At 35.0% G+C, this 14,842-nt stretch carries 11 protein-coding genes; 9 read left to right on the top strand and 2 right to left on the bottom strand.

Features of this window, described 5'->3' with window-relative positions; genetic code table 11:
* The first annotated feature begins 24 nt into the window (after positions 1 to 24).
* Positions 25 to 3,279, top strand: coding sequence for a choice-of-anchor D domain-containing protein (locus tag IPM14_06925; GenBank protein MBK9097852.1), 3,255 nt, complete (start codon positions 25 to 27; stop codon positions 3,277 to 3,279).
* 17 nt (positions 3,280 to 3,296) lie between these two features.
* Here the strand turns inward: IPM14_06925 and IPM14_06920 are convergent, their stop codons facing one another.
* On the bottom strand, positions 3,297 to 3,587 hold the full coding sequence (locus IPM14_06920; GenBank protein ID MBK9097851.1) for a hypothetical protein: 291 nt from the start codon (positions 3,585 to 3,587) through the stop codon (positions 3,297 to 3,299).
* Between the two features lie 20 nt (positions 3,588 to 3,607).
* On the bottom strand, positions 3,608 to 4,009 hold the full coding sequence (locus tag IPM14_06915; protein MBK9097850.1) for a GPI anchored serine-threonine rich family protein: 402 nt from the start codon (positions 4,007 to 4,009) through the stop codon (positions 3,608 to 3,610).
* A gap of 464 nt (positions 4,010 to 4,473) precedes the next feature.
* Between IPM14_06915 and IPM14_06910 the strand changes: the two genes are divergently transcribed.
* The 8 genes from IPM14_06910 to IPM14_06875 all read left to right on the top strand — a co-directional run bounded on the left by IPM14_06910 (position 4,474) and on the right by IPM14_06875 (position 14,835).
* On the top strand, positions 4,474 to 6,657 hold the full coding sequence (locus IPM14_06910; GenBank protein MBK9097849.1) for a UvrD-helicase domain-containing protein: 2,184 nt from the start codon (positions 4,474 to 4,476) through the stop codon (positions 6,655 to 6,657).
* A 47-nt stretch (positions 6,658 to 6,704) separates the two neighbouring features.
* Complete coding sequence (locus IPM14_06905; GenBank protein ID MBK9097848.1) at positions 6,705 to 8,069, top strand: 6-phosphofructokinase; 1,365 nt, start codon at positions 6,705 to 6,707, stop codon at positions 8,067 to 8,069.
* Between the two features lie 179 nt (positions 8,070 to 8,248).
* Positions 8,249 to 9,265: a dipeptide epimerase gene (locus IPM14_06900; protein ID MBK9097847.1), complete on the top strand. Its 1,017-nt coding sequence runs from the start codon at positions 8,249 to 8,251 to the stop codon at positions 9,263 to 9,265.
* Positions 9,266 to 9,349: 84 nt separating this feature from the next.
* A complete protein-coding gene (locus IPM14_06895) occupies positions 9,350 to 9,976 on the top strand; it encodes a sterol desaturase family protein (protein ID MBK9097846.1) in 627 nt (208 codons plus the stop codon).
* Positions 9,936 to 10,376: a response regulator gene (locus tag IPM14_06890; GenBank protein ID MBK9097845.1), complete on the top strand. Its 441-nt coding sequence runs from the start codon at positions 9,936 to 9,938 to the stop codon at positions 10,374 to 10,376. Before IPM14_06895 ends, IPM14_06890 begins: the two co-directional genes overlap by 41 nt.
* A gap of 452 nt (positions 10,377 to 10,828) precedes the next feature.
* The gene (locus tag IPM14_06885; GenBank protein MBK9097844.1) at positions 10,829 to 13,063 is read left to right on the top strand and encodes a PAS domain S-box protein; all 2,235 of its coding nucleotides are present in this window, start codon (positions 10,829 to 10,831) and stop codon (positions 13,061 to 13,063) included.
* A gap of 210 nt (positions 13,064 to 13,273) precedes the next feature.
* On the top strand, positions 13,274 to 13,900 hold the full coding sequence (gene lexA / locus IPM14_06880; GenBank protein MBK9097843.1) for a transcriptional repressor LexA: 627 nt from the start codon (positions 13,274 to 13,276) through the stop codon (positions 13,898 to 13,900).
* Between the two features lie 77 nt (positions 13,901 to 13,977).
* A complete protein-coding gene (locus IPM14_06875) occupies positions 13,978 to 14,835 on the top strand; it encodes a hypothetical protein (protein ID MBK9097842.1) in 858 nt (285 codons plus the stop codon).
* The last annotated feature ends 7 nt before the right edge of the window (positions 14,836 to 14,842 follow it).

The following is a 14,842-nucleotide window of genomic DNA, read 5'->3' as shown; positions in this document are numbered from 1 at the left end:
CATATAACAATCGTGAGGTTTGCTATGAAAAAGTTTTTACTTTTTTATTTGGTTTTTATTTCCTCTCTAACATTTTCCCAAACTTTATTAGAAACTGTTAATTTACCTGCAGGTACATTTTATACGCAAGGATATGGCCTCGTTTATAACGGTGGGAAATACTGGATATCTTCCGGATCATCAACCACAGGCAAGGGGATTATCTATGCAGTAAATAATGCAGGTGTTCAGGTCGATATGCTGGACTTTGATCTTAACTGGATTCGCGAATCACAAGGTCTTGCTTTTGACGGAACAGATTTCTGGTATGTTGAAAGAAAAACAGCCAGATGCGATTTATATAAAGTCAGCAACACAGGAATCGTTGTAGATTCAATTCCAACTGCAGAATTATTTGGCTCCACAAGTATCTATCTTGGTGGTGCGGCTTGGGATGGTGATGGTTTGTGGATATCTGTTTATTCACCAGATGCAAGAGCTGCATTGTATAAAGTCAACGTTGCGGCGAGAGCAATTGTTGACACAATCTCTGTAATTGGATTGCAACCTCAGGGAATTACAGTTAAAGGCGATACCCTATTTTATGTAATGGATGGTTTTCAAGGAGATGATGAAAAAATTTATGCAATTGATCTGAATACTGAAGTGGAACTTTTTTCATTTCATGTTCCGGAAACACCAGGCGTCAGACAGAATCCAAGAGGACTTGCGTGGGATGGAACGTATTTCTGGTTGATGGCTGAACCTGTTGGTGCAACTTCAGGAAGACAGTTGTTTAAATATGATCTTGAGGGAAGTGGAACGCCAGAGATAACATTACCGGTTTCAACAATTAATTTTCCAAATACTACAGTTGGTAATTCATATAACTACTATCTTACTATTTATAGTACTGGAACTGCGACACTAACCATTGATTCAATAACAATTACTGGTATCGGTTATTCTTTTAGTCCTCTTACTTTTCCAATAAATATTCCTGCTGGAAGTTCGTACGATTTAGTTGTTAATTTTGCACCATTGCAATACTCATATTATCAGGGTCTTCTCAAAATTTATTGTAATGATCCGGTTTCTCTTGTCAATAATATTAACCTCCGAGGGCAAGGCGTATTAAGTGGTGCGCGAATCGGGCTATCAGCAACATCACATAATTTTGGAAATGTTTGGGTAGGTGAAGAAGGAATCGCTTTTTGGAGATTTAAGATAATCAGTGTAGGAGATCAGACATTGCAAATATCAGATCTTCACTTTAATCTTCCAGAATTTACTTATAGTGCACCTACACTTCCATTCTCAATTCCTTCAACAGATACTTTAGAATTAACTGCTTATTTTTACCCGACACAGGTTGGAACTTATCTTGATACATTAAAAATATCAAATAATGATTTAACAAATCCTGTTGCAAAAATACCAATGCAGGGAACTGGAAATTTTAGTGATTACAATTATGGTTATATGTTCTGGCAGTTTCAAGTGCCACCTCATCCAAGTTCTCCAAGTGCAAGTCCGAGAATTGAAGGATTAAAATACATAAATGATATTACTGGTGATGGAGTAGCCGATGTAATCATTTCAACAGAAAATTATTGGACTATGTGCCTTGATGGTGCAGCCTCCGGAGCAACATATCCAATTTGGATTTTTACTACTTATATGAGTAGCAGTAATGCAGGATCAATTGGTGCTAACTTTGAGTATGGTGTACAGGATGCAATACAAATTGCTAACGATTTAAACGGTGATGGATATGATGATGTTGTTCTTGCCATTGGCGGCGGTAATGAGCACGTTTATGTTCTGAGTGGTAAAACCGGCCAGATCATCTGGCAGTATGGTGATGATATAAATTGGGATCTTGGAGATTTTGAAGCTGTAGATGTTCAAAGAGATTTTAATGGTGATGGTATTGTTGATATACTTGCTATTGCTGATGGAAACGAGCAGGGAACAGGTTATAAACGAGCATTTTTATTCGAAGGACGGACAGGAAATATATTATGGGAACATCCTTTCCCTGGTCCAAATCCTTCATTTGGGAAAACTATAATTTCAATTGATGATTTAAATGGAGATAATAAGCCGGACGTGGTTATTGCTTATGGTAACAATGGAACCACTGATTTAGCCGTAAGAGCATTGAATGGAACAAATGGTCAAACATTATGGACAAGACCAATGTTACTTTATGAACCAAAGGAATTATTAGAACTTCCTCTACCAAATGGTAATTCAGACATTATAGCTGCAGAATATTTTAATAGAATACATCGGCTAGATGGTGCCACAGGTAGCATTTTATGGACTTACCCATTGGGAGCTTCAGCCGGAGTTATTCAAATTACTTTGATCAATGATATAAATAGTGATCAGATCCCTGATGTTGTAATTGCTTCTTTTGCTAACAATGGATTGAATTGCCTGAGTGGAGCGAATGGAGCACAGCTATGGTCTTGGCAGATGGATTATCAGTTTGGTGTTGCCACAATTCCTGATATCAACGATGATGGTTTTGAGGATGTTCTCGCTGCTGCGCGGTACGGTAATTTCTATTGCATCAGTGGAATAGGAGATTCGCTAATTTACCTTCATTCATTTCCAGGTGACTGGATGTATTCGGTGAATAAAATTCCGTCAATAGACGGGAACTTCAGTTATGAATTGTTAGCAGGTACACGTGATGGTAAAGTTGTTTGTTTTTCTGGTGGAACTGTTGCGGTTCCTGTTGAGCTTACTTCTTTCACCGGACATGCATCTGATAATGATGTAAATTTAATCTGGACAACTGCTACTGAAACGAATAATTCTGGCTTTGAAGTAGAAAGGAAAATTTCTGACACATGGGAAAAAATCGGATTTGTTGCTGGTTCGGGTACGACTACCGACTTCCGAACTTATTCTTTTGTTGATGAAAATGCCCAGTACGGAATTTACAGTTACAGGTTAAAACAAATTGATTTCAATGGCTCCTTTGAATATTCTGAAACTATTGAGATTGAGGTAAATACTCCAAGTCAATACTCGCTGGAACAAAACTATCCGAATCCTTTTAATCCCACAACAACCATCTCATATTCATTGAAGGAGACAGGAGTTGTTTCGTTAAAAGTCTTCGATATTCTTGGGAATGAAGTTACCACACTTATTAACGAAGAAATGAGCGCAGGTACTTATCAATATAAATTTGATGCTTCAGCACTATCAAGTGGAATATATTTCTATACTTTGAAAGCAGGTAATTTTTTATCAACCAAAAAAATGATTCTGCTGAAATAGTTAATAATTTCAATCAGTTATGATTTTAATATAATCTTAGCATCTTCAAGCTTCTCTTCAGGGATAAGAATTTTTTCTTTCCCTGAAGAAGACTTTCTTGACTTTATTCCTTCTGATTCTAGAAGATCAATAGCTCTTTCTGCAACCATCTCATTTTCAAACCGTAGTTCTACAAGAGGCACTTTATTAACGGATAAGCTATCTGAAAGGACAATTCCGCAGATTGGACAATGCTCAGCATCAAATTTCGGAATCAAATCAAACTCCGACAAATAATCTTCGAAATCTTTAAGATCAATATCGGTCATTTATATCTCTCCAAATCGAATTATTGCACACCAAATCTTCCACTGAATTTATAAACATCTGCGTTATTATGATTGCTAACTTTGATCAGGTAATGATTTGATAGAGGAAGGTCTATTGGTATAATCCAGGAGTAATTACCATAATTAGAAACTTCCCCCGCAATTAGAAATTTATATTCACTTTTTCTATAGAGTTCCAAATCAATTTTTTTAATAGTTGGTGCAATCCATTTTATTTGGATTGTATCTCCAGGATTCCAAATTTTTCCATGAACCGGCTCAGTTACTACTAAATTAGAACCTTCCTGCGGCGGTTGAACTATAGATTCTGGTTCTGTCCTGTCTCCAAAAATATCCCTGCAACCTACTACGGCTAATAAAGAAAAGAATATTATACTCAAAAAAAATATTACCGTTTTCATAATCCCTCTGCCAGCAAAGAAAGCAAAATAAATTCTAATTATCAAGTGTCGCCGGAATCTTTTAATGCAGCTCATTTTGTTTTAAATTTTAATTAAGGGTCTCATTTTCATTCATTTTTTGTTCAAATTCATAAAAAATATCCTGATTTTAGTTGATAATCGAAACTTATCAGTGGCACGTAAGTTGGTTAACTAAAACTGCATCATATGTTCTCTCCTTATAACCCCTGCAACTCACTTGTAGTTGAGGGGTTTTTTATTTTGATCGATTGAAATTTATTATACCTTCATCAGTGCACCTTCCGATTAAATTGGAATTTAGATTTAAAAAAATCTAAATTACTTTGAAGATTATCGACGTCATCTCTTCAGTAAAAAAGTAATCATATCCAATTTGTAGCCTTTCCAATCGGGATTCGTTTAGTTATATTTGCTTCCAATTTTTCAAAAAATCTTCGGGAAAAATGATCGATCTCAAAAAACTAAATCCTGACCAGCAAAAAGCAGTTGAATTCACCGGACCATCGCAAATGATAGTTGCAGGAGCTGGTTCCGGAAAGACAAAAGTTCTCACTTACAAAGTTGCTTATTTATTAAAGCAAGGTTACACTCCTGAATCAATCCTCGCGTTAACATTTACTAATAAATCGGCAAACGAAATGAAATCCAGAATTGTTGAGCTTGTTGGTAAAAAAGCCGAATCTATCTGGATGGGAACATTTCATTCAATATTTGCGCGCATATTGAGAATTGAAGCAAAGTACCTGGATTACAATCCAAACTTTTCAATATATGATACTGAAGATTCCTATTCTTTAGTAAGTAATATTATGACAAATTTTAACATTGAGATTGAAGGACTCACCGTAAATTCTGTTAGGCATAGAATCAGTTTTCTCAAGAATCATATGATTATGCCAGCGGAATATCAAAAGAGATTTGTCAAAACTTTTAAAGATGAAAAAATTGCAGAGATATATGAAGAGTATCAGAAAAGACTTGTTGCAAACAATGCAATGGATTTTGAGGATCTTCTTCTAAAACCAATTCAACTATTTAATTCTAATGATAAAATATTACATAAATACAAAAGCAGATTTCACTACATTCTTGTGGACGAATTTCAGGATACGAATAAATCTCAGTATGAATTATTAAAACTGCTTGTATCCAGATCTTGTAAAATATCAGTTGTTGGGGATGATGCACAAAGCATATACAGCTGGCGCGGTGCAAATCTTGGCAATATGCAAGACTTCAAAAAAGATTTCAAGAACCAAAAGCTATTCAAGCTTGAACAAAATTACCGCTCTACAAAAACTATTCTTGCTGCTGCAGATTCTGTCATTAAGAATAACAAGAACCAGGTGACAAAAACTCTGTGGACTGAAAACAGTGATGGCGAGCCGCTTACTTTAATCCGCTGTGCTGATGAAAAAGATGAAGCATTTCAACTTGCAAAGTTTATTAAGAAAGAAATCAGTAAAAAGAAACTTTCCTATAAAGATTTTTCTATTTTGTACAGGACTAATGCTCAAAGCAGAGTACTCGAAGATATTTTCTACAAAGAGAAAATCCCTTATGTAATCATTGGTGGAGTAGAATTTTACAGAAGAAAAGAAGTGAAGGATGTTATTGCATATCTGCGTGTTATTGCAAATACTAATGATGAAGAAAGCCTGCTCAGAATTATGAATTTCCCGCAGCGTGGTATCGGCAACACGACCGTTACCAGAATGATCGCTTTTGCCAGAAAGCATGATCTCACACTTTTTCAAACTATGAACAGGGTGTTTGAAGTTATAGATATAAAAGAGCGAATCCAGAAAAATGTAAAGGGTTTCAGAGTACTGCTCGAGAAATATATTAAACTAAAAGATACATTGTCTGTAGGAGAGCTTTCACTTGCATTAATTGATGAACTCGGATTGGTAAGAATGTTCAAGTCCGAAAATACACCCGAGTCACAATCGCGACTTGAAAATATTAATCAGTTAATGGCTGCAATTTCTGAGTACTCGAAAGAAAATAAGGATGCAAAACTTGATCAGTTCCTCGAGGATGTTTCTCTCATTTCTGATATAGATATGAAAGATGAAACAAAGAATGCAGTTACTTTTCTTACCGTTCACAGTGCGAAGGGATTGGAATTCCCGATTGTCTTCATTTCTGGTTTAGAAGAAGAAATCTTTCCATTAGCAAACAGATTCAGTGAGGATTCTTCGGTTGAAGAAGAGCGTCGGTTGTTTTATGTAGCTGTAACAAGAGCCCAGGAAAAAGTATACCTTTCTCATGCAAGAAGTCGTTATCGTTTCGGCGAGGTTGCTTACCAAAGCAGGTCAAGGTTTATAGATGAAATCGAACCTTCAACTGTTCAAGAAATTAATGGGGGAATTGGCAGAAAAGCAAACAGAAAAACCAAGAAAGAAATTTTCTACGAATACTTCAACTCGGTTGATTATGGAGATTTTGATCAGGAAAATAAAGTCGTACGAATTGGCAGCAGAGTGATGCATGAAAAATTTGGTCTCGGAAAAGTAATCGATGTTACAGGCGCCGGTGATATGGTGAAAGCAACGGTTACATTCGAAGGAAATAATGTTCGTCAGCTTATGCTCAAATTTGCACGTCTTAAGATTTTGCATTAGTGCCTGATAAATATTTTTAGCAACTTATTAAAGGATAGACCATATAAATGTCAATTGCACCAAAGAAATTAGCAATACTCGTAAGTGGAGGACCTGCACCTGGGATTAACAGCGTGATCGGTGCGGCAACTATCAGAGCCGAAGTCGAAGGAATTCAGGTTCTTGGAATTAAAGATGGATTCCAGTGGATAATGGAAGGTGATACGAACCATGTAAAAGAACTCACGATTCATAATGTGAGCCGCATCCATTTTCGGGGAGGATCTTATATTGGAATTTCACGTGCAAATCCTACAAAAAATAAGCAGCATCTTGAGAATGCTGTAACATCATTACTAAGACTTGATGTTGATAAACTTATTACCATCGGCGGTGATGATACGGCATTTAGTGCATTGAAAGTTAATGAGATGGCTGCAGGAAGAATTAAGGTTGTACATGTTCCAAAGACAATTGATAATGACCTGGACCTACCGCATGGAATACCAACGTTTGGTTTTCAGACTGCGCGACATATTGGAGTCGAAATTGTAAAAAGCATTATGGTGGATGCCCAAACAACTTCGCGCTGGTATTTTATTGTGACAATGGGAAGAAAAGCTGGCCACCTTGCTCTCGGTATTGGTAAAGCTACAGGATCTACTATAACACTCATCCCGGAAGAATTTCCCGGAGAAAAAATTGGTTTAAACCATGTCGTCGACGTACTTGTTGGCTCAATTATTAAGCGAATGAGCTATGGAAGATCAGATGGAGTTGCGATTCTGGCTGAAGGCATTGTTGAAAGATTAAACATAGATGATCTCGAACAGTTGGTTGATATAGAACGCGATGCTCACGACAACATCAGAATAGCGGAAATTAATTTTGGAGAAATCCTTAAATCAAAAGTCCAACAAAAACTGAAAGAATACGGAATCAAAATAACCATCGTAGCAAAAAATATTGGTTATGAACTTCGTTGCGCTGATCCGATTCCATTTGATATGGAATACACAAGAGATCTTGGCTTCTCTGCTTCACAGTTCATACTTGATGGTGGAAGCGGTGCAATGATATCTATTCAGAATGGCAGATTCGTACCATTGTACTTCAATGACATACTTGATCCTGTGACTAAAAGAACCAGAGTCAGGATGGTTGATCCAAGTTCTGAATCATTTTATATAGCAAGAAAATATATGCTTAGATTGAACAAGACAGATTTTGATGATCCGCACGAACTAGCAAAGCTTGCAGCAACTGCCCATTTATCCATTGACGAATTCAAACAGAGATTTTATTACCTGATTGAAAATGATCTGATGTATAAACATTTGGAAAACGGTAACATTTCGTTTTATACTTCTGACAGCAATGTCGCACACAGGATACTATCCAATCCAAGAGAAAACGGGGATGATATAGATTAATGATTTGTTAATCTGTTATTTCGTATTGGTAATATTGCTGATCTTCGATTGTATACAAATTATTTACCTCAGAATTTATTGTTGTGTATCCAATTCTTAAAATCCTTTATAAATTGTACATCATTCAACTGATCATAAATTTATAAATAACTAAAAAGAATCAAATGTAAATGTCAAGAATAAAGCTCAGTTACTATCCTTATACTATTAAGCTAAAAGATACATTTTCTATAGCATCAGGTTCAAGAAACACAACACCTGCCGTTATGGTTGAAGTTGAACATAATGGACTAGTTGGGTATGGAGAAGCTTCTTTACCTCCATATCTGGAAGAGAACCAGGATAGCGTAATAAATTTTTTAAATAATATTCATTTAGATAAATATGCTGATATTTCAAATATAAATCTTCTTCTTGATTTTGTTGATAACTCAGTTACTGGAAACAGTGCTGCTAAAGCTTCTTTGGATATTGCTCTTTATGATCTTTGGGGAAAATTAAACAGTCTGCCTTTATATAAAATGCTTGGCGTTCAGATAAAGAAAAATTTATTTACATCCTTTACGATAGGAATCTCCAATGCTGAGGAGCTTGAAAGAAAAATTGAATCAGCAAGTGGCTATAAATTTTTAAAAGTGAAATTAGGCAGTAACAGGGATAAAGAAATAATATCATCTATAAGGATGTATACAGATAAACCATTATTTGTAGATGTGAACCAGGGTTGGAAAGATAAATATTTTGCTCTCGATATGATGAACTGGTTAAGTGAAAAAAAGGTTCTTCTGGTTGAACAACCAATCCCAAAAGAGAATTTAGAAGATGCAAAATGGTTACTTGAAAAATCGCCTATTCCCATTATCGCTGATGAAGCAGTTCAGGATATTTCTGATATTGAAAAAATTAAAGATTGTTATACAGGAATTAATATTAAGTTAATGAAGGCCGGCGGAATCAGGAATGCAGATCGGATGATTAAGTTGGCGCGAGATCTGAAACTTAAAGTCATGATCGGATGTATGACGGAAACCTCCTGTGCAATATCAGCAGCTTCGCACTTAGCTCCTCTTGCAGATTGGATTGATCTTGATGGTTCGGAATTAATCTCAAATGATTTGTTTAGCGGATTGAAGATTGTATCAGGTGAAATCGTTGTCCCGGATACTCCCGGATTAGGGATTGAGAAAAAAAACTGACTGTAGTGTCGAAAAAGTGGTATTTACAATTAACGGAATATGATTAAATTTCGGTTGCTAAAAATTAACAATTAAGGAAAAACAATGGCCAAGAATTATGTTTCCAATAAAGATGAAACTGTAAGAATGTTTGAAAGTGATTTTATGGAATTCTTTTCCAGGGTGCATTACACTGTTCCTCTATATGTGTATGTACCTGTTATTTTGGTTTTAATGTTTTTGTCAATCTTTACATACGGTATCTCAATTTTAAATATTGTCGGTCTTTTTATTGGTGGAATCGCAGCGTGGACATTAGCTGAATATTTGCTGCACAGATTCGTTTTTCATTACAAAGCTAAAAGTGAATTTGGGAAAAAAATACATTTCATTTTTCATGGAGTTCACCACGATTATCCAAGTGATTCCAAGAGACTTGTGATGCCCCCATCAGTAAGCATTCCATTGGCATTGTTATTCTTTTTCCTTTTTAGATGGATTTTTGGACCTTATTTAATGATGCCATTCTTTTCAGGTTTTATTCTCGGATATCTTTTTTATGATATAACCCACTATGCAATTCATCATTTCAATATGCACAGCAAGTTTTGGCTTGATATAAAAAATCATCATATGCTGCATCATTATCAGGATGAATATAAAGGTTATGGTGTAAGCTCTCCATTCTGGGATGTTATTTTCGGAACGACTTTCGGTAAGAAGAAAAGTTGAAGCATTTACAATAATTTTTATGGCAGGGGAGAATCATTCACTTCTAATTGTAGAAGATAACCGCGAAACTCAACTTATACTTAAAGCGATTTTTCGAAACAAGTACAAAACGAGTTTTGCTGAGACAGTTTCGGATGCGGTTTATCAAATATCCAGCAAGCACTTCGATCTAATATTACTCGATCTTAACCTCAACACAGGGGGCAATGGCAAGACTTTACTTTTACAAATTAGAAATGATGAGCAAATTAAGAATATTCCAGTCATCATTACTACAGCTTACGATGTTAAACCGGGAGAAGAAGAATTCTTTCAAAAGAATGCAAATGGATTTCTTGCAAAACCAATAAATAAAAAGTTATTATTACAAACAGTAGAAAACCTGCTCAAAATTTCATAGATAAATAACTTCCTTGTCCATTTCAAAATAAAGTTAAGATACATATTCAGATCAATTCGAAATCTTTACAGTTCCGTTTTTCAAGTCAACTTCGGTTTCATTTTCACAAATCATCACGTTCAGCAATGGTAAAGAAATTATATAGTTCGGATAATTTTACTACCGGACGTTTTATTTAATACCGATTAATTGAAAATTTGTTTTATGTGGATAAGCATTAATTTCTGAATAGTCTAATAACGTTTCTGAAATTGTTTAGATGAAATTGAGGATTGTGGAAAATTATTCGATATATGGATTAAAATTGGTTGAAATTGCCGTATCGATATTTAGGAATAACCGGTTATTGAGTTCAGACCGATAGTTTGAATTAAATGCTAAATGGCATAATTGTTGAAATATTCCGAGGTTAGAAACAACTTTTATAATTGAATATTAATTTAATTTGAAAAATGTCAGAACAGTTCATCAAAAATAATCCTCAGCCAATCTACATATATGATAAAGAAAGTCTACGATTTCTTGCAGCAAATGATGCAGCACTTGAGCTTTATGGATATTCGACAGAAGAATTTCTTCAGCTGGATTTAACAGATTTATACACATCGGAAGATATTCAACACTTGCTGGAAGCTTCTCATGAAATTTTCAGAGATGGTCAATTCAGCAAGCCATTTAAACACAGGAAAAAAGATGGGAATTATCTAACTGTGAGGATGAGCCGTATCGAGTATCAGTACGAAGGAATTGATTCTTATTTGAATGTTCTTCAAGACGTTTCTAACCTGACTGAGCATGAACAGAAAAAACAAATTTTCAAAGCCGCTTTCGATAATACAAGCGATATGATTTTCGTAACTGATCCGCAGGGCATAATCACTTATGCGAATGAATCGGTGTTAAAGTTACTTGGTGTTACATCAAATGAAATTTTAAATACTGATATTACTCTTAATTGCGGTGAAGAAGATAAAGTATTCATTAATGACTCCGTGTTCCATTCACATATTAAGGAAACAGTCAATTTCACAATCGAGTTAATTACTTCAGAGGGAAGACTTCTTGAAAGTGAAGTTGTTTCAACTCCGGTTTTCGATATCAATAACAATGTTGAATCTTTTGTATTAATTGCCAGACCTACTGTTGAATTGAAATCAAATTCCACCAAAGCCAAAGTTGATAATACTGAATTACCAGTTGGCGAAAATTCGATTAAAACTGAAAAACCAGATTCCGATAAAAACTATATTGACAGTACGTTCCTGTCAGGGCTTTTTCACGAAATCCTCACACCGATGAATGTTATACTGGGATTTACACAGGAACTTGTTGAAAGTATTGATAATCCTTCACCTGAACAGAAAGAAGCACTTGATATAATTAATCAAAACAGGGCATCGATACTTGGATTAATGAACACAATTATAGAATTCGCGGATATTCAATACAACAAAATGGAAGCTGAGATTACTGAAATTCCTGTTACTGAAGTGATTGAAAATTATGAGAAAAATTTGAATGAAATTACCGGGATAAGAGATATCGAGTTTGCGTATGGGAAGATTTCATCCTCACTACGGTTCGGAGTTGATAAAAAGAAGCTTATGAATCTTTTTAATATTATTTTCCGGCTTATTGGACGAATTTCCTCACAAAAGAAATTGTATTTCTCAGCTTATCCTGTTGATAACAATACATTCAATATTTCAATCTCGGATGGATTTGGAAAATCTACACCTCAGTTAGTCGATACTCTGAAGTCCTTATTTTTAGAAAAGCAGGATCCAAAGTCTTTTAACTTATCTAAATTGACTGTGCAGATTGTTAATACGCTTTTAGAAAAGCTGCATGGCAAATTGGTCATTGTTAATGAGAACACAGATAAAAGAGATGTTGCATTTAATTTCCCGATCAACTTTACTCCAAAAGTCGAAGCACCGGTACAGAAGGAACCTGAAAAGTTTGTTTTTTCATCTTCTGAAAATAAAACTCAAACTAAAAGTAAAACTGAGGGAGCGGAGAAGTTTGAAACCGAACCTCAATTAAATGTAGAAGAATCGGAATCGCAATTATTAAATCTTGGTGAAGAATTAATAATTGAAGAAATAGAAATTTCTGATGTTAAAAAGGGGAATAAGAAAAAAGCGGTATCAAATGACAATGTTCCCGCATTGAATGAACAAGTGAATAAAATTGAAGAGATGGTTGAGAGCAAAGCAGAAGTTGCAGTAGAAGAAAAAGCTGAAGAAATTGTTATGGAAGAAAAAAGTGAAATCGTAAAAGAACAACCAATCCCTCAGCAGAATAAAAATGGACTTTCCTCTTTAAGATGCCTTTACATCGAAGACCAGGTAGATTCACAGATTCTCTTTAAAGTTCAGATGAAGGACTTAAAGAACATTCAGTTTGCTGCAAGTTTTGAAGAAGCTTTACCTTTGCTTGATTCAACGGAATTTGATTTTATTATTATGGACATAAACCTTCAGGGTGAATACAACGGTCTCGATGCGCTCAAAGTTATTCATCAGATCCCTAAATTCAAGAATATCCCAGTCATTGCAGTCACTGCTTATGTATTGCCCGGTGATAAAGAAAAGTTTATTGCAACAGGCTTCACTGATTTTATCTCCAAGCCAATATTTCGCGATAAGCTGGTTGAATCTCTAAATAAGATTTTCGTAAATTAGACTGCGTTAGTTGCCAATCTGGACATAGAATCCGCTCAATTCTTACCTATTGACTTATTCACTTTGATAAATTAAATTACCATACAAATGTATGGTATTTTTTTATAAAATAGCTTAAGAATAAGAAAAAGACAAAGAAGATAAAATCTCAAAGAATCTCTGTCTTTATCTTAATCTTTCTCATATTCTTACTCCTCTATAAGGAACACTATGAAAAAAGAATTAACCAAAATCCAGAAAGATATTCTAGATTTTTTAATTGATCAGATAAAAGGGAAAGGTATACCTCCGACTTTGGCAGAAGTTGCAAATCAATTTGGTTACAGGAACAGGGCAACAGTACAGCAGCATATTGGAGCGATTGAGAGAAAAGGATTCATCAAAAAAAATCCAAAACTTTCCCGTGGTATTGAACTTACTCTTGAAGATAAATTCTTTGTCCCGAAACCTGTACTTGGAGAAGTGGCAGCCGGCAATCCACTTACAATTTATCCGGATGCGATTGATACAATTGAACTGCCGACAATAGCAAAGATGCCGAAGGATTCATTTCTACTTCGTGTAAAAGGAGACAGCTTGAAGGATGCATATATTTTTAACGGTGATATAGTAATTGTAAATCCGAACCTCGAACCTAAAAACGGACAGATAGTAGCAGCTGTTCTTGATGATGCAGCAGTTGTAAAAAGATTCTATAAAAAGAAAAATGAAATAGAACTTGTTTCAGAAAACCCTGAGTTTAAGCCTATAGTTATTGAAAAGAAATCTTCTTCATTTAAACTGGTTGGGATTGTGGTCGGTGTTTATAGGAGTATGGAGAAGAAGAAAGCCGGGTAAAAATTTTTAGTGATTGAAGTTTGCAATTATCCGGTTAACTTTAATTTATAATTCAAAAATTAATTCAAAGGTTAAAAATGAAAACATTGTTGATCTCTATAATATTTCTGATAACAGTTAATTTTTATTTATCGGAAACCTTTGCCCAATGTTCCGATGCTGGAATTTGCCAGCTTGGCGGACATTCGATGGAAGACGAAGTGCTATTCACTATTTCCGGATTCTATAAATATGGTTACAGCGGCAAAGAAGATGACGTTCAGTTTAATTCTTTTCAGTTGAGCACAAGCTACAATGCATTCGGAAGCAGTTCAATACAGCTTTTAGTGCCTTATAATTTTCAATCCGGTCCTGATAGTAAAGTAAATGGAGTAGGAGATTTGATATTAAGCTTGAATCAAAATTTATTGACTGATGGGAAATCTTCATTAAATGGTTCAATAGGGATTAAGTTAGCAACTGGTGATGATAACAAAGATAACCTTCCACAAGTTTACCAAAGCGGACTTGGGACGAACGATGTTTTAATTGCACTCAATTATACTTTTGACAAAATAAGTTTTGGTGCTGGTTATCAACTTTCAGGAGGAAGAAATAATAATATTACTCGACTTGAGAAAGGTGATGATCTGTTATTAAGAACTTCGTATGATTTATCGTTTGAACAGTTCAATATCACACCGCAGCTTTTATATATTCAACCATTGGCAAAATCTAGTATTCTGGATACAACTTCTGCTGAAGAATCATTTGTTGAAGTTGATAAAAGTGATCAGCCTCAGCTGAATTTCTTGACAATTCTTAAATATAAAATTGATGATTACTTTACTCTTGTAGGAGATTTTGCAATTCCGTTTCTGTCACAGGAAACAAATGTTGATGGACTAAAACGAGTTTTCAGTGCTTCTGTTGGAGTAACATTTTCAATTTATTGATTTAAGA

This window comes from bacterium, assembly GCA_016716565.1.
In the GTDB taxonomy this organism is placed as follows: Bacteria; Bacteroidota; Ignavibacteria; order Ignavibacteriales; family Ignavibacteriaceae; genus IGN2.
The sequence above is the reverse complement of the archived record's forward strand: the minus strand, read 5'-3'. Positions and strand labels throughout refer to the sequence as shown.